Annotated in this window: 12 protein-coding genes; 6 read left to right on the top strand and 6 right to left on the bottom strand. The window is 60.6% G+C overall.

The features are described 5' to 3' along the window. The first annotated feature begins 197 nt into the window (after positions 1-197). A complete protein-coding gene (gene cckA, locus A6U87_RS24390; RefSeq protein WP_065693906.1) occupies positions 198-2,798 on the top strand; it encodes a cell cycle histidine kinase CckA in 2,601 nt (866 codons plus the stop codon). A 531-nt stretch (positions 2,799-3,329) separates the two neighbouring features. On the opposite strand, the gene A6U87_RS24380 is transcribed toward cckA, so the two are convergent. Together A6U87_RS24380 and A6U87_RS24375 are read right to left on the bottom strand one after the other, a co-directional pair. Beyond that, entirely contained in the window at positions 3,330-4,256 is a 927-nt protein-coding gene (locus A6U87_RS24380) for a pseudouridine-5'-phosphate glycosidase (RefSeq protein WP_065693904.1), read from the bottom strand. A 28-nt stretch (positions 4,257-4,284) separates the two neighbouring features. Then, positions 4,285-5,229, bottom strand: coding sequence for a carbohydrate kinase family protein (locus A6U87_RS24375; protein ID WP_065693903.1), 945 nt, complete (start codon positions 5,227-5,229; stop codon positions 4,285-4,287). 240 nt (positions 5,230-5,469) lie between these two features. Between A6U87_RS24375 and recA the strand changes: the two genes are divergently transcribed. Both recA and alaS read left to right on the top strand, forming a co-directional pair. Beyond that, on the top strand, positions 5,470-6,549 hold the full coding sequence (gene recA, locus A6U87_RS24370; protein WP_065693902.1) for a recombinase RecA: 1,080 nt from the start codon (positions 5,470-5,472) through the stop codon (positions 6,547-6,549). A gap of 152 nt (positions 6,550-6,701) precedes the next feature. Then, complete coding sequence (alaS, locus tag A6U87_RS24365; RefSeq protein ID WP_065693901.1) at positions 6,702-9,362, top strand: alanine--tRNA ligase; 2,661 nt, start codon at positions 6,702-6,704, stop codon at positions 9,360-9,362. A 240-nt stretch (positions 9,363-9,602) separates the two neighbouring features. Here alaS and A6U87_RS24360 read toward each other — a convergent pair whose 3' ends face one another. Continuing rightward, positions 9,603-9,929: a hypothetical protein gene (locus A6U87_RS24360; protein ID WP_065693900.1), complete on the bottom strand. Its 327-nt coding sequence runs from the start codon at positions 9,927-9,929 to the stop codon at positions 9,603-9,605. A gap of 268 nt (positions 9,930-10,197) precedes the next feature. Between A6U87_RS24360 and A6U87_RS24355 the strand changes: the two genes are divergently transcribed. After that, positions 10,198-11,049, top strand: coding sequence for a GyrI-like domain-containing protein (locus A6U87_RS24355; protein WP_065693899.1), 852 nt, complete (start codon positions 10,198-10,200; stop codon positions 11,047-11,049). Positions 11,050-11,051: 2 nt separating this feature from the next. Here the strand turns inward: A6U87_RS24355 and A6U87_RS24350 are convergent, their stop codons facing one another. From A6U87_RS24350 to A6U87_RS24340, 3 genes are all read right to left on the bottom strand, one after another. Then, positions 11,052-11,681 (bottom strand): glutathione S-transferase family protein, encoded by a 630-nt coding sequence (locus A6U87_RS24350; RefSeq protein WP_065693898.1) that lies wholly within the window; start codon positions 11,679-11,681, stop codon positions 11,052-11,054. Positions 11,682-11,765: 84 nt separating this feature from the next. Beyond that, positions 11,766-12,212: a GNAT family N-acetyltransferase gene (locus tag A6U87_RS24345; protein WP_065693897.1), complete on the bottom strand. Its 447-nt coding sequence runs from the start codon at positions 12,210-12,212 to the stop codon at positions 11,766-11,768. Between the two features lie 80 nt (positions 12,213-12,292). Further along, positions 12,293-13,504 carry an NADP-dependent isocitrate dehydrogenase gene (locus A6U87_RS24340; RefSeq protein WP_018902180.1) on the bottom strand — a complete coding sequence of 404 codons (1,212 nt, stop codon included), beginning with the start codon at positions 13,502-13,504 and terminating at the stop codon, positions 12,293-12,295. Between the two features lie 190 nt (positions 13,505-13,694). Between A6U87_RS24340 and A6U87_RS24335 the strand changes: the two genes are divergently transcribed. Further along, positions 13,695-14,225: a hypothetical protein gene (locus tag A6U87_RS24335; protein WP_065693896.1), complete on the top strand. Its 531-nt coding sequence runs from the start codon at positions 13,695-13,697 to the stop codon at positions 14,223-14,225. 87 nt (positions 14,226-14,312) lie between these two features. After that, on the top strand, positions 14,313-16,274 hold the full coding sequence (locus tag A6U87_RS24330) for an FUSC family protein (protein WP_065693895.1): 1,962 nt from the start codon (positions 14,313-14,315) through the stop codon (positions 16,272-16,274). Positions 16,275-16,314 lie beyond the last annotated feature (40 nt).

The following is a 16,314-nucleotide window of genomic DNA, read 5'->3' as shown; positions in this document are numbered from 1 at the left end:
GCGAGTGGAAGCGGACAAGTTGGCAAGTCCGTCCATTCTAAGCGAAAAACTGGCGCTGTTCCTTGTGAATTCAATCAGTCTTCACAGTTCCCGGTGTTTTTGGCGGGGCAGCAAATTGCTAAGAAGAAGAGAAGTGTCTGATTCCTGCTTCGCTCTCTGTTACGAGTTGAAGACCGGCGGGCAATGCGAGGAAGTACATGACGAAACCGCGTCAGGCCGAAAAGTTTAGCGAACCGCTCGTGGACCGTGGAGGGCGCGCGGGAACCGCGTTGCGTATTGTCTTGCTGGCCCTAGTCCTGATCGGCGCCGCCGCCGCCTTCGTGGTGTTCAAGAATTCACTCAATAACGAGATGGTTCTCGGCGTCCTTGGCGTGCTTGCCATGGTCGGGATCTTCTTCCTGGTGTCGTCGATCATCGGCTTCATCGAGGTAATGCCGCAGCGCCAATCGGACAGTCTCGCTCGCGCGTTTCTGAATAGCCATCCTGACGGATCGTTGATCACGGACGATAAGGGCCGGATCGTCTACGCCAATGCCGCCTATGGCGAACTGACGGGTGCCCGCAAGCCGACCGAGGTCCAGACGCTGGAAGCTTTGCTGTCGCGTCACCGCGAATCGAACGAAGCGCTCTACCGGCTTTCGAACGGGCTTCGGGAGGGGAAAGAGGGCCGCGAGGAGTTCCGGCTGCTGCGTGCGCTTGGACCGTCTGCAAACGGCTCGGGTGCGCATTGGTATCGTCTCAAGGCCAGGACGCTGAAGGACGAGGAGGGTGGCGGAAAGCCGCTGCAGATCTGGCAGATCAGCGATATCACCTCCGAGCGCGATGACCAGGAGCGCTTCTTCAAGGAGCTGCAGAACGCGATCGATTATCTCGACCATGCGCCGGCAGGCTTCTTTTCCGCGGGGCGGAAGGGCGAGATATTCTATCTCAACGCGACGCTGGCGGAGTGGCTCGGCCTCGATCTCACGAAGTTCATTCCAGGATCCGTGACGATCGGCGACCTCGTCGCCGGCGAGGGCTTGGCGCTTATCCAGTCGGTGCAGGCCGATCCGGGCCTCAAGAAGACCGTTACGCTCGATCTCGATTTCAAGAAATCAAATGGTCAGAGCCTTCCGGTACAGATCATCCATAGCGTGACGTCGATGCGAGACGGGGCGCCGGGCGAGAGCCGGACGATCGTCCTGACGCGGCGCGAAAGCGGCGAGAATGAGCAATCCGCCTCCTCGGCTGTCATGCGCTTTACGCGTTTCTTCAACAATACGCCGATGGCGATCGCTTCCGTCGATGGCAATGGGCGGATTCTTCGAACCAACGCGCCGTTCCTGAAGCTGTTCTCCGGCATTGTCTCGCGCGATGATGTGGAAAATGGCGCGCTGTTCGAAACGATCGTGCAGGACGTCGACAAGGCGCGGCTGCAGCAGGCTCTGGCTGCGGCCAAAGACCGCCAGGGCGACATTGCGCCGATCGACTCCAAAACGCCGACCGACGACGGCCGGCATTTCCGCTTCTACGTCAACGCGGTCATCGACCAGAGCGACGAAGCGCCGGAAGAAGCCGCCATCGTCTATGCCGTCGAGGTGACGGAACAGAAAGCGCTCGAGGCGCAGATGGCGCAGACGCAGAAGATGAACGCGGTGGGAACGCTTGCAGGCGGCATCGCGCACGACTTCAACAACGTCCTGACCGCGATCCTGCTGTCCTCCGATCATCTGCTCCTGCAGGCACGACCGGCCGACCCTGGATTTGCGGATCTCATGGAGATCAAGCGCAACGCCAATCGCGCAGCCGTACTTGTTCGCCAGCTGCTTGCCTTCTCTCGCAAGCAGACCATGCGGCCGACGGTGCTGAACCTCACCGATGTCGTCGGTGATCTCCGTATGCTGGTGGACCGGCTTCTCTCGGGCACGAACGTCAAGCTCAATGTCGAATACGGTCGAGACCTCTGGCCGGTAAAGACCGACCTATCGCAATTCGAGCAGGTGCTGATCAACCTTTGCGTCAACGCCCGCGATGCCATGCCGCAAGGCGGCAATCTCACGCTGCGCACGAGAAACGTTACCGCTGCCGAAGTCGCGGCGTTCAACTATTCCTACATGCCGCATGACGACATGGTCCTCATCGAGGTGAGCGATAACGGAACCGGTATCGCGCCCGAAATCATGGACAAGATCTTCGAACCCTTCTTCACAACCAAGGAAGTGGGCAAGGGAACAGGTCTCGGTCTTGCGATGGTCTACGGCATCGTCAAGCAGTCGGGTGGCTATATCCAGCCGGAGTCCGAGGTCGGCAAGGGAACGACATTCCGTGTCTTCCTGCCGCGCCATATCGTCGAGCCAGCCATTGCCGCAGAGGCCGATGCCGTCACGCCCGATGCGACCGCACCGGCCCTGCAGGCGCCTGCTGCAGCGGAACAACCGGAGGATCTCACGGGATCGGCCGTCATTCTGCTGGTCGAGGATGAGGAAGCGGTTCGTCGCGGCGGCAAGCGCATGCTGGAGACCCGCGGCTATACCGTTCACGAGGCCGGCTCCGGTGTCGAGGCGCTCGACATCATGGAGGAACTGGACGGCAAGGTCGACATCGTGGTGTCGGACGTGGTGATGCCTGAGATGGACGGCCCGTCGCTGTTGCGCGAACTGCGCAAGAAATACCCGGATCTGAAGTTCATCTTCGTCTCAGGCTATGCCGAGGACGCCTTCGCTCGCAACCTGCCGCCGGATTCGAAGTTCGGCTTCCTGCCGAAGCCGTTCTCGCTGAAGCAGCTTGCTGTCGTCGTCAAGGAGACGCTCGACAGCTGATGGATCTCTAGAGTTTTAGCCATTTCCGGAACCTGGCGTCAGCGATTGTCTGTTATGAAAATCGCAACCTGGGGGTGATTATGCGCTGGAAACTCTTTGCCGTTCTTATGGCTGCTTGGTATATCTGGACGGTTTTCGCTGATTTCGGTGGAGTGCCGCGATCACAATTCCGGATGGTCGGTGATGCGTGTCTCGGTCTCTTTGCCACGATAGGCGTTCTGCTATACGCCTTCGAATTGCAATTGTTCAGTGGGCAATTCTGGTCGTGGTTTTCACGGTTATACTTGGCATGGGTTTGTGTGTGGCTGGCGTTCTATGTCGTCCGCGTGACCGTCTTCTTCCACGCAAATATGGACGCTCCCTCCGTGGGGAGGGCGATCTTGCTGACAGCTTGCTTGGTCGCGCTCCTAGCCAGAGTCTACTCCCTGCAGTGGGTGGCTCTTACCCGCCATGCGAGGGGAGAAAAGCTTGGGTGACAGTTCGCGCTTCACCCGAGGGCGGGAGGCGCCGAAACGCCTCCCGAAACTCATATCAGCCGCCGAGGGCGACTGCGATTTCGGCCGCGAGGCGCGCGTTGTTCTCGACCAGCGCGATATTGGTCTTCAGGCTCTGACCATCGGTGAGATCGAAGATCGTGCTGAGAAGGTATGGCGTGACTGATTTGCCGCTGACTTCGTCACGTTTAGCACTGTCGAGCGCGCGCTGGATATAGATTTCCATTTCCTCGCGCGGGATCTCGTCCGCTTCCGGGACCGGGTTGGCGATCAGCATGCCGCCGTCGATGCCGAGCTGTTCGCGAACCGTCTGGAAGTTGGCGATGGCGGCCGGGCTGTTGAGGGTAAGGGGGCTCGGTAGGCCGGAGGAGCGCGACCAGAAGGCCGGGAACTCGTTGCTTTCGTAGGTGACGACAGGAACGCCGGCCGTCTCCAGCACTTCGAGGGTCTTCGGGATATCCAGGATCGCCTTTGCACCGGCGCAGACGACGATAACGCCGGTGCGGCCCAGTTCCTCGAGGTCCGCGGAAATGTCGAAGCTTTCCTCTGCACCACGGTGCACGCCGCCGATGCCGCCGGTCGCGAAGACCTTGATGCCGGCACGCGCGGCCGCGATCATGGTCGCTGCAACCGTTGTTGCGCCATGACGGCGCTCGGCGATGGCGAAGGCGAGGTCGGCGCGGGAAACCTTGAGCACATCCTTTGCCTGTGCGAGCTGTTCGAGCTCTTCGGCTTCAAGGCCGATATGAAGGGTGCCGTGGATGACCGCGATCGTCGCCGGGACGGCGCCCTGTTCGCGGATGATCGCTTCGACGCTACGCGCCATCTCGATATTGCCCGGATAAGGCATTCCGTGCGTGATGATCGTGGATTCGAGTGCCACGATCGGTGCGCCACGCTGCTTGGCGCTTGCGACTTCCTTGGAATAGGAGATTGGCAGCAGGGGGGAGATCGGTTTCGTCATCGTCTTTTCCATTTCATCGGTAGGGGCTTCAATGCAGAATTCTTGCCTGCGGAACAAGGGCAAGTGTTTCCTGCAGCCTTTCGGGGGATAGGTTTTCGTTCACTGCATGCGGTGATCTTACGGTCATGGCGGCTGCCGCGGCACCTTCTCTCACGGCGTCGGCCAGCGGCAGGCCGCGCATCAGGGCGGATATGACGCCGGCTGCCAGCGAATCTCCTGCACCTGTCACGTCGGCCACATCCTCCACGTTTGCTGGCTGCAGCGCGACGACGCGCCCGCCTGCGAATGCGATCAGGTCGCGTTGGCCGCGCGTGACGACGCCACCCTTGAGACCTATGTCGCCAAGCAGTGACGGCCAGTGGGACGGGTCGTTCGGGCGTTCGCCGGTCAGTGCCGTCGCTTCTGCTTCGTTGAGGAAGAGGTAGTCGATGCCGGTCATGCAAGGCTTCAGCTTGACCGCCTTTGCGGGGGAAATGGCGATTGCCGCGACCGGCTTTCCGAGCGCGTTGGCGCGCGAGACGATGGCCGACAGCGTTTCTTCCGGAAGGTTGGCGTCAAAGAGGATGAAGTCGCTTGCGGCAAACGCGTCGCGCACGGCGCGAATAGAAAGCCGCCGCGGCACGAACATGCGATAGAGATCCATGTCGGCAAGCGCGATGACAAGATTGCCGTCGCGCTCCATGATGGCGGTATAGCTCGGCGTCTTGCGATCCAGGAAGACGAAGGGGCGGTCGTTGATGCCGGCGAAATCGGCGGCTTCGCCGACCATCTCGCCCGTCGGATCGCCGCCACGCGGGGAAATCATCGTAACATCGAACCCCAGCCGGGCGAGATTGCGGGCCGCGTTGAAGCCGCCGCCGCCAGGCTCCTCGAACCACGAACCGGGATTGCTTGCGCCTGGCGCCGTGTTGCCGGAAATGCGTCCGCGCCGGTCGATATGGGCGCCACCGAGGATGAGAATCTTATTCCGCATTTTTCTGTCCAGCATGAGCTAAAGAGACGAATCGTCCGGCCGGCATCAGAGGGTCGGCGATCGTTACCGCATCGATAAGCCTTTGCTTTCCATCGATAAAACAAACATAGAACACAGGGCGTTTTACCTTTTTCTTTCAAATATTTGAGCTGCGCTTGCACAATGAGAACAAATGGGGTACATAATCGACATCGGCGGCGACATTGCTTGAGCGGCTTCAATAACCTAAAGGTGGATCGAATGTCACAGAATTCATTGCGGCTCGTAGAGGACAAATCGGTGGACAAAAGCAAGGCACTTGAAGCGGCACTCTCACAGATCGAGCGGTCGTTCGGCAAGGGCTCAATCATGAAGCTGGGCTCGAACGAGAGCGTGGTCGAGATCGAGACGGTATCGACCGGCTCTCTCGGCCTCGATATCGCGCTCGGCATTGGCGGTCTGCCGAAGGGCCGCATTATCGAAATTTACGGGCCGGAAAGCTCGGGTAAGACGACGCTGGCGCTGCAGACCATTGCGGAAGCGCAGAAGAAGGGCGGCATCTGCGCCTTCGTCGACGCCGAGCACGCGCTCGATCCGGTCTACGCTCGCAAGCTTGGGGTCGATCTGCACAATCTGCTGATTTCCCAGCCGGATACTGGCGAGCAGGCACTCGAGATCACCGATACGCTGGTGCGCTCCGGCGCGGTCGACGTGCTGGTAGTGGATTCGGTTGCGGCTCTGACGCCGCGCGCCGAAATCGAAGGCGAAATGGGCGACAGCCTGCCGGGCCTCCAGGCTCGACTGATGAGCCAGGCGCTGCGCAAGCTGACCGCGTCGATCTCGAAGTCGAAGACCATGGTGATCTTCATCAACCAGATCCGCATGAAGATCGGCGTCATGTTCGGTTCGCCGGAAACGACGACCGGCGGCAACGCGCTGAAGTTCTACGCTTCCGTGCGCCTCGACATTCGCCGTATCGGCCAGGTCAAGGAGCGCGAAGAGGTGATCGGCAACCAGACGCGCGTCAAGGTCGTCAAGAACAAGATGGCGCCTCCCTTCAAGCAGGTCGAATTCGACATCATGTATGGCGAGGGCGTCTCCAAGACCGGTGAGTTGGTCGATCTCGGCGTCAAGGCCGGCATCGTCGAGAAGTCCGGTGCGTGGTTCTCTTACAGCAGCCAGCGCCTCGGTCAGGGCCGCGAGAACGCCAAGATCTTCCTGCGCGACAATCCCGAGGTGATGCGTGAGATCGAGACGTCGATCCGTCAGAATGCGGGCCTGATCGCCGACCAGCTGCAGAATGGCGGTCCCGATGCCAATGAAGGCGATGACGACTCGTAAGTCTTTGTCAGCTTAATCGTTTAAAACCGGCCGCATTCCTTGATCAGAATGCGGCCGGTTTTGTTTGTCTGCTGGACAGTGGTTAACGCGAGCGATAAAAGCCACTGAATTTAAGATTTGACCTGTCTCCAGGCAGCATTGAAGGGCATAGCATGAGCGGCGTGAATGATATCCGGTCGACCTTCCTCGACTACTTCAAGAAGAACGGCCACGAAATCGTTCCATCGAGCCCGTTGGTGCCGCGCAACGACCCGACGCTGATGTTCACCAACGCCGGCATGGTGCAGTTCAAGAACGTTTTCACTGGTCTTGAGCAGCGCCCTTACAAGACTGCATCGACAGCGCAGAAGTGCGTGCGTGCCGGTGGCAAGCATAACGACCTCGACAATGTCGGCTATACCGCGCGCCACCACACTTTCTTCGAAATGCTCGGAAACTTCTCCTTCGGCGATTACTTCAAGGAACAGGCGATCGAACATGCCTGGACCCTGATCACCAAGGAGTTCGGGCTCGACGCCAAGCGCCTGCTCGTCACCGTCTACCACACCGACGATGAGGCCTTTAATCTCTGGAAGAAGATTGCCGGTCTTTCCGACAACAAGATCATCCGCATTCCGACCAGCGATAACTTCTGGGCGATGGGCGATACCGGCCCTTGCGGTCCGTGCTCGGAAATCTTCTACGACCATGGCGATCACATCTGGGGCGGTCCTCCCGGCTCGCCGGAAGAGGACGGCGACCGCTTCATCGAGATCTGGAACCTCGTCTTCATGCAGTACGAGCAGCTGACGAAGGAAGAGCGCGTCGACCTGCCGCGCCCGTCGATCGACACCGGCATGGGCCTCGAGCGCGTGGCGGCCGTTCTGCAGGGCAAGCACGACAACTATGATATCGACCTGTTCCGCGCTCTGATTGCCGCTTCGGAAGAAGCGACTGGCGTGAAGGCCGAGGGTGAGCAGCGCGCAAGCCATCGCGTCATCGCCGATCACTTGCGCTCGTCGGCCTTCCTGATCGCCGACGGCGTTCTGCCGTCAGCCGAAGGCCGTGGCTACGTGCTGCGCCGTATCATGCGCCGCGCCATGCGCCATGCCGAACTGCTCGGCGCCCGCGAGCCGCTGATGTGGAAGCTTTTGCCGGCGTTGATCCAGCAGATGGGCCGCGCCTATCCGGAGCTGGTGCGCGCCGAAGCACTCATCACCGAAACGCTGAAGCTTGAGGAAACCAAGTTCCGCACGACGTTGAAGCGCGGCCTGTCGCTGCTCTCCGACGCCACGACGACGCTCGGCAAGGGCGACATGCTCGACGGCGAGACCGCGTTCAAGCTCTATGACACATACGGCTTCCCGCTCGACCTGACGCAGGACGCGCTGCGTGCCCGCGAAATCAACGTCGATCTCGCCGGCTTCACCGACGCCATGGAGCGCCAGAAGGCCGAAGCCCGTTCGCACTGGGCCGGCTCCGGCGACAAGGCCACGGAAACTATCTGGTTTGAGCTACGCGACAAGCACGGGGCCACCGAATTCCTCGGCTATGACACCGAGACGGCCGAAGGCGTGGTGCAGGCGATCGTCAAGGACGGCGTTGCCATTGGCGAAGCCGCCAAGGGCGACAAGGTGCAGATCGTCGTCAACCAGACGCCGTTCTATGGAGAGTCCGGCGGCCAGATGGGCGACGCTGGCGTCATTTCGTCCGATAATGCGAAGATCGAGATCATCGATACGCAGAAACGCGGCGAAGGCTTGTTCGTTCACACGGGCACTGTCGTCGAAGGCATGCTGAAGGCTGGTGATGCCGTTGCGCTGACCGTCGATCACGCGCGGCGTTCGCATATCCGCGCCAACCACTCGGCGACCCACCTGCTGCATGAGGCGCTGCGGGAGGTGCTCGGCACCCACGTTGCCCAGAAGGGCTCGCTGGTTACACCGGATCGCCTGCGCTTCGACGTTTCGCATCCAAAGCCGATGACGACGGAAGAGCTGAAGCTGGTCGAGGACATGGCCAACGAGATCATTCTGCAGAATTCGCCAGTCACGACCCGCCTGATGAGCGTCGACGACGCCCGCGCCGAGGGCGCGATGGCGCTGTTCGGCGAGAAATACGGTGATGAGGTTCGCGTGGTGTCCATGGGCCAGGGGCTGCATGGGGCGAAAACAGGCAAGCCTTACTCGATCGAACTCTGCGGCGGCACGCACGTGTCGGCCACCGGCGACATCGGTCTCGTGCGCATTCTCGGCGACAGTGCCGTCAGCTCCGGCGTTCGCCGTCTCGAAGCGGTGACCGGTGAAGCGGCGCGTGCCTATCTTGCCGAGCAGGACGAGCGCGTGAAGGCAATTGCCGGCGCGCTCAAGGTGCAGCCGGGCGAGGTTCTGTCGCGCGTCGAGGCGTTGATGGACGAGCGCCGTAAGCTCGAGAAGGAACTGGCCGACGCAAAGCGCAAGCTTGCGATGGGTGGCGGGCAGGGCGGCTCGGCGGACGCCGTTCGTGATGTCGCCGGTGTGAAGTTCCTTGGCAAGGCGATCTCGGGTGTCGATCCGAAGGACCTCAAGGGCCTCGCCGATGATGGCAAGGCAAGCCTTGGCTCCGGCATCGTGGCTTTGATCGGCGTTGGCGAAGATGGCAAGGCGAGTGCTGTGGTGGCCGTCACGCCTGACCTGACCGGCCGGTTCAGCGCCGTGGATCTCGTGCGCGTTGCCTCGGCTGCCCTTGGCGGCAAGGGTGGCGGCGGGCGTCCCGACATGGCGCAGGCCGGCGGCCCCGATGGCTCGAAGGCCGACGACGCGATCGAAGCCGTGGCACTTGCTCTGGCGAGCTAAGCTGCTGTCGAAGACGCGTTTGGAGGGGCGGGGGCTGGTCTCCCGCCACTGAATTAAAGGTGGATGCGCTAGAATTTTGGGGCGCGAAGCCTCGGCGACTTTGACCCATCGAGGACTTGGTCGCCAGGAGCTGGAACGCTGTAGCGCTGCAAGTGGGCTAGCTTCGATGGTTCCCCGGCTGGGGATTATAGAGAATCCAGGCGGCTCACATGCCGCCTGGGATAAAAATAGAAACAGGCGCTATTCCACCGTAAACGTTCCGGCCCCCTTGGAGTATTTCTTGGCTCCAAGCGAATTGATCGTTGCGCATTTTTCCTTGTCGAACTTCTCGCAAATCTTGTTGCCCTTGATGCTCCAAGTGCCCTTGTAGGTGGCCTTGTCGCCGTCGACAGTCGCTTCAATGGTTCCGTCTGGCTTGTAGGTTGTGACGCCGGATTGTGTCTTTGACTTCCAGTGGATTGGGTGGCCTACCAACTCGCTTTTCAGCTGCTCCCCCGTCAAGGTCGCGGCATACGCACCAGATGCGAAGGCTAGTATAATGAGGCCAGAAACCGTGATCGCTTTCATCGTTCACTCCCTCCATCTTAAGCCGCATCTGCCGTCTATCTATACTCCGTGACGGTCGCTCTCACTAGCGATCCAAGGCCCGTCGATCATCTCCCAAAGGCGTAGTGCGGCCTTGTCTGGCGTTCCAGAACCAGATGGGCTCGTGCAGATCACTTCAGACCGCTAGACCAATCCCGCCTTTTTCTTTTCGGGCCTGGCCGAGGTCCGCAGGATTTGTCAAATCGAGGTATGGTTGTCTGTAGCCGATCGATTTGCACGGGGTTCCAACATGAATGGCGAAACGGCATGGGCACTTTATGAAAACCGCCTGCGGCGGGTTTCTGCCTATATCCATGATCATCTCGATGAAGAGCTCGACATGGAAAAGCTTGCCGAGATCGCCTGCATGTCGAGCTATCATTGGCACAGGATCTATCGCGCGATCTATGGCGAGACGCTGGCGGCCACCGTCAAGCGGCTGCGTCGGCATCGCGCGGCGGGCGATATCGTCGGCACGGACCTTCGCGTCAGTGAGATTGCAAAGCGATCCGGCTATCCCAACCTCCAATCCTTCAATCGGATCTTCAAGTCGGTCTACGGCATGCCGCCGGCCCGTTACCGGAAGGAGGGAAGCCACGCAGCTTTCGCACCCTCACCTAACGGAAGGATACAAGCCATGTTCGACATCACCTTACGTAAGATTGCGCCGATCACTCTCGTCGGCGTGGCTCATACCGGTTCCTATATGCAGATCGGCAGATCGTTCGAGACGCTGTTCGGCACGCTCTATGCGCGCGGGCTGGCACAGCCCGAGATGCGCATGATCGGCGTATATCTCGATGATCCCGATATCGTGCCAGCGGACGAGCTGCGCTCGATCGCCTGTGTGACTGCCGATGATATCGCTGTATCCGAGCCGCCTTTGCAGCAGACGTCGGTGGAAGGCGGAGAATATGCGGTGCTCCGGCACAAGGGACCCTATGCGGACATGCACAAGGCCTACCAGTGGCTCTATGCCGAATGGCTTCCAAAATCCGGCCGGCAACTGCGCGATAGCGTGATGTTCGAGGAGTATCTCAACAATCCGCGCGAGGTGCCGCCGACCGAACTCCTGACGGAGATCTATATGCCGCTTGCCTGAGCTCAGGCGCTCTTCTGCATGGCCTGCATCGCTTCCTCGTCGATGGCGTGGGCACGCTTGTAGGCGGGGCGGTCGGTGACGCGGCCGACATAGTCGGCAAAGGCCTGGCGCTTCTCGATCGTACCGAATCCCAGGCCCCAGGCGACATGGGAGCCGACATAAACGTCGGCGGCCGTGAAGCGATTGCCGGCGATATAGGGCGAGGCGCTGACAGCCTTTTCCAACGTGTCCATGACGTCGGCATAGCTGCCGTACCCTGCCATGCGGCTCTTGTCCGGTGGTATGTGATAGCCGAGGGCATGGTTGGTCACCGCAGCCTCCAGCGGGCCGGCGGCGAAGAACATCCAGCGGTAATAATTGCCGCGCTCTTCGGGCCGCGGGGCAAGCCCTGTGTCCGCAAAGGTATCAGCGAGATAGGCGCAGATGGCGGCACATTCGGTGACGACGGTCTTGCCGTGCAGGATCGCCGGCACCTTTCCCATGGGGTTCACGGCCAGATATTCCGGTGCCTTGATGCTGCCGCCGAAGGTGAGCAGTTCCGTCGTGTAGGGAACGCCCGTTTCCTCGAGCATCCAGCGGGCAATGCGCCCGCGCGACATCGGGTTCGTGTAGAAAACCAATTCGTCTGCCATGCTGTCCTCCTCGTTGTTCCGGCACGCGATCGGTGCCGGCACTGGTAAACATAAGACGGGTCGGCGGGCTGGAAAGATGTCGGTCTACAAGGCCTTGCGATATTGGATGAAGCCGGAGCGTTCGGCGATGTGATCGTAAAGGCGTCGCGCGGTCGCGTTGGTCTCGTGTGTCATCCAGTAGAGGCGGCCGGCGCCGTTCTTCCTGGCGAGGTCGGCAACGGCCTCGATCAGCGCCGCGCCGGTCCCGAGACCGCGCTGCGTATCGTCGACATAGAGATCCTGCAGGTAGCAGGTCCACTTCGGCAGCCAGGTGGAGCGGTGGAAGATGGCGTGGACGATGCCGACCAGACGGTTGCCGTCGTCAAAAGCGCCGAGCGCATACATTTCCTCGACCGGGTCGTGGAAGCGGCCCCATGTCAGATCTGTGGTATCGGACGGAATGGCGACTTCATAGAAGCGCTGGTAACCGGCCCAGAGCGGCTCCCAGGCGGCTCGATCGGACGGCCGCAGCGGACGGATTTCAACGGTCATTTTATTGTTCCCCCTTGGTTGTCGTAGAAATGAAAACGGCGGGGAAGACCCCGCCGTATCGTTCGCATATCGCTGATGGCTTATGCCATCGCCTTCTGCAGGTTCTCGTCGATCTTGTCGAGGAAGGCGGTGGTGGAGAGCCACGGCTGATCGGGACCGATCAGGAGAGCCAGATCCTTGGTCATGAAGCCGGCTTCGACGGTGTCGACGCAGACCTTCTCAAGCGTCGCTGCGAACTTGGCCAGTTCCGCATTGTCGTCCAGCTTGGCGCGGTGTGCGAGGCCGCGGGTCCAGGCGAAGATCGAAGCGATCGAGTTCGTGGAGGTTTCCTGGCCCTTCTGGTGCTGGCGGTAGTGACGGGTAACCGTGCCGTGCGCGGCTTCGGCTTCGACTGTCTTGCCATCCGGCGTGAGCAGAACGGAAGTCATCAGGCCGAGCGAGCCGAAGCCCTGGGCAACGGTGTCGGACTGGACGTCGCCGTCGTAGTTCTTGCAGGCCCAGACATAACCGCCGGACCACTTCAGAGCGGATGCGACCATGTCGTCGATCAGGCGGTGCTCGTAGGTGATGCCGATTTCCTTGAACTGATCCTGGAATTCAGCCTCATAGACTTCCTGGAAGATGTCCTTGAAGCGGCCGTCATAGGCCTTGAGGATGGTGTTCTTGGTCGACAGGTAGACCGGCCACTTGCGCATCAGGCCGTACATCATCGAGGCGCGGGCGAATTCGCGGATCGACTCGTCGAGGTTGTACATGGCCATGGCCACGCCGGCGCCGGGAGCGTCGAAGACTTCCTTTTCGATGACCTGGCCGTCTTCACCGACGAACTTGATGGTCAGCTTGCCCTTGCCCGGGAATTTGAAGTCGGTGGCGCGGTACTGGTCGCCGAAAGCGTGACGGCCGACAACGATCGGCTTCGTCCAGCCCGGAACAAGGCGCGGAACGTTCTGGCAGATGATCGGCTCGCGGAAGATGACGCCGCCGAGGATGTTGCGGATCGTGCCGTTCGGGCTCTTCCACATCTGCTTGAGGTTGAATTCCTTGACGCGATCTTCGTCCGGCGTGATCGTCGCGCACTTGATGCCAACGCCGTGCTTCTTGATGGCGTTGGCGGCGTCGATCGTTACCTGGTCGTTGGTGGCGTCGCGGTTTTCGACGGAAAGGTCGAAATAGTCGATGTCGAGGTCGAGATACGGATGGATCAGCTTATCCTTGATGAGCTGCCAAATGATGCGAGTCATTTCATCGCCGTCGAGATCGGCGACGGGATTGGCGACCTTGATCTTCTTCATGTATCTGCCTCGTTAAAGCTTAGAAGGGACGGGCGTCCCGGGTGGGTGATATCAAATCCCGAGCGCTATAGCACTGTGAGCCCGGAGTGCAAAGCCGCAAGCGCTCAGGACCGGTGTGTTTTTGCGGGCATTGCCAAGCCAGTGAAAATGGCTAGTCTCCGCGCGAAACCATTGCCCCGGACATTTCATCATGAAGAAGATCTCGCTCCCGCTCGCCTTTCTCCTCGGCCTGTCCGCGCCTGCCTTTGCGGGCGACGCCACCGCGCCCGTCAAGGAAATCATGGATGCCACCATGAAGAACTGGTCGGGCACCGACGCCGACTGGATCGACATTTTCGACGACAGCCGTTTGACGCGGCTCTACAGCAAGGACTTCGTGACGAAGTACCAGGCCGCGGTGCAGAATCCGGCCGCCGACGAGGACGGCATTTCGCCGTTCGACTACGACGTGATCGTCAACGGCCAGGATGCCTGCCCGCTGCAGGATCTTGCTTACGCGCCCAAGCCGGCGGCGAACGGGACGACGGAAGTGGTCGTTACCTTCAAGAAGGCCACCTGCATGGACGACGGGTCGGACAAGCAGGCCGTCACCACGGTGCGGTTCGAGGTGATCGACGAGGCCGGCAAGCCAGTGATCGACGACGTAATCACGGCAGGGGATCCGGGTCAGCCGGATAACTCGCTCAAGAATACCATGGTGCAGATCGCCAAGGGCGAGTGACGGCCCGACTTGATTTGATTTCCTGACCGGTCAAGTTATCCAGTCAGGTTGGGACGCATATTCCTCTGCTTTTAGGGGCCTTGGCGCTTGCTTTCGGGTTTTGACTTCCGCGATTGGCTGCTTGCAAACGATCCGGCACTGTCGCGCTTGCGCGTCGCGTCGCGCGTCACGTTGACGATTGCGATGTCTTTTGGCGCGTTGCTGGCCATCAATTACCTGCTGGTTCCGCTTCCCACAGCGTCGTACGGGCTGGGGATCGTGCTCTCGATCGAAGGCGGCGTCGCCGTGCGCGACAAGGGCGGCACGCCACAGCTGATCACCCGCTTGCTGGGGTGCCTTGCGAGCATTGTCGTGGTGGGGATTGCCGCGAGCCTGGAGGCCTACCGTTACCTTTCCGACTGTGTCTTCCTGCTTGTGATCTTTCTTGCCGCGTCGGCGCGGGTGTTCGGTGCGCGGGGACATGCCGTCGGGATGTTCGCCTTCACCTCCTACTTCATGGGCGCCTATTTTCGGCCGCCGCTCGCCGAACTTCCATTGGTGGCGATCGGTCCCGTCGTTTCAGCCCTGATTGGGCATCTGGTGCGTTCAGTCGTGCTGGCGGACGATTGGCGACGCGACCTGCTGCGGTCGCTCGAAAGTGTGCGAGGGCGGATCAATCAGATCCTGTTCAAGATCGCTGCATTGTCGGCACATGGGCGGTTTCTGGAAACGGACCGGCAGGAACTGAACCAGCTTGAGGAGCGACTGAAGGAAGTCGTGATGATGGCGGAGAGTTTCATTCCGCGACCACCGAGCGGCGTCTTGGAAGCGGCGACCGAACCGGCGGGCGAACTTGCGATCCGTCTTTTCGACGCCCATCTCGCGGCAGAGACTGCGATCGTGCTCAGCGCCCAGAGCCTGCCGTCGTTCGAAATGGTTCATGCGATCATCGAAGGCGACGTGATACAGGCGCCAAAGGTTGCCGACGGTGCTCAAGCGGAAACCATTCAAGCGCTTGCACGCCTTGGTGAGGCACGTAGTGACCTCAACAGGACGATCGAGCTCGGATATGCCACCGGCTTTGCGGAGATCGCGGCGGTGACCGAGGCTGCCGCATCGTCGGAGAAGCCCGACTTTTCCCTGAGCAATCCCCTGATCCGTTCGGCGTTGCAGATTACCTTGGCGTCGGCGATTGCCATGACGCTTGGGCTGGCGCTTTCGCGCGAACGCTGGTTCTGGGCAGTGCTGGCCTCCTTTCTTGTGTTCACCAACACCAATTCACGCGGCGACACCGCGATGAAGGCGTTGCAGCGGTCGGTGGGCACGCTGTTCGGAATCTCGATCGGGTTGGGGCTTGCGACATTGCTCAACGAGCAGATGGCTGCTGCCCTCGTGGTCACCGGCATCTCGATCTTCCTGGCGTTCTACTTCCTGCAGACCTCCTACGCGACGATGACATTTTTCGTTTCGATCGCGCTCTGCCTGGTCTACGGGATGATCGGCTCCCTGACGGTCGATCTGCTCTTGTTGCGCATCGAAGAAACCGCTCTTGGTGCTGCAGCCGGAACCCTGGTGGCATTCCTGGTCTTTCCAGCGCGCACCCGCGGCGCGCTGGATGTGGTACTCGCCAAGTGGTATGCGGCGCTTCAGGAGATGCTCGCCGCAGCCTCGGCGGGTGAACCGTCAAACGCCCTGATCGTCCGGTCGCAGAAGCTCGACGCAGCCTACCGTGATCTGACGGCTGCCGCTCGGCCCCTGGGATCTACGTGGTCCATTGTCACCAAGCCGGGACATATCCGCCAAACGCTGGCAATTTTCCTGGCGGCAACCTACTGGGCAAGGATCATGGCGAAGAACCATGATGCGGCGGCTGCCGGGGCGGATGGTCAGGCGTTGATCGACGCCGATCTGGCCCGGATAACGACTGTCGCCAAGCGCGGGTCCGAATGCTTCTTCGTCGACAGCAGGAACCATAGCGGTGGGCGGCATTTGCCGCTGTCAAATGCGGGTGCGCGGCTCGGGGCCGAAATGATCGGGGTGACGCTCGATCGACTTTATCCCGACGCTTAAGTCTTGCCGTTTGGGGTGGTCTTGGCTATTCCCGCGCATA

The sequence above is a fragment of the Rhizobium sp. AC44/96 genome (assembly GCF_001692185.1).
In the GTDB taxonomy this organism is placed as follows: domain Bacteria; phylum Pseudomonadota; class Alphaproteobacteria; order Rhizobiales; family Rhizobiaceae; genus Rhizobium.
The sequence above is the reverse complement of the archived record's forward strand: the minus strand, read 5'-3'. Positions and strand labels throughout refer to the sequence as shown.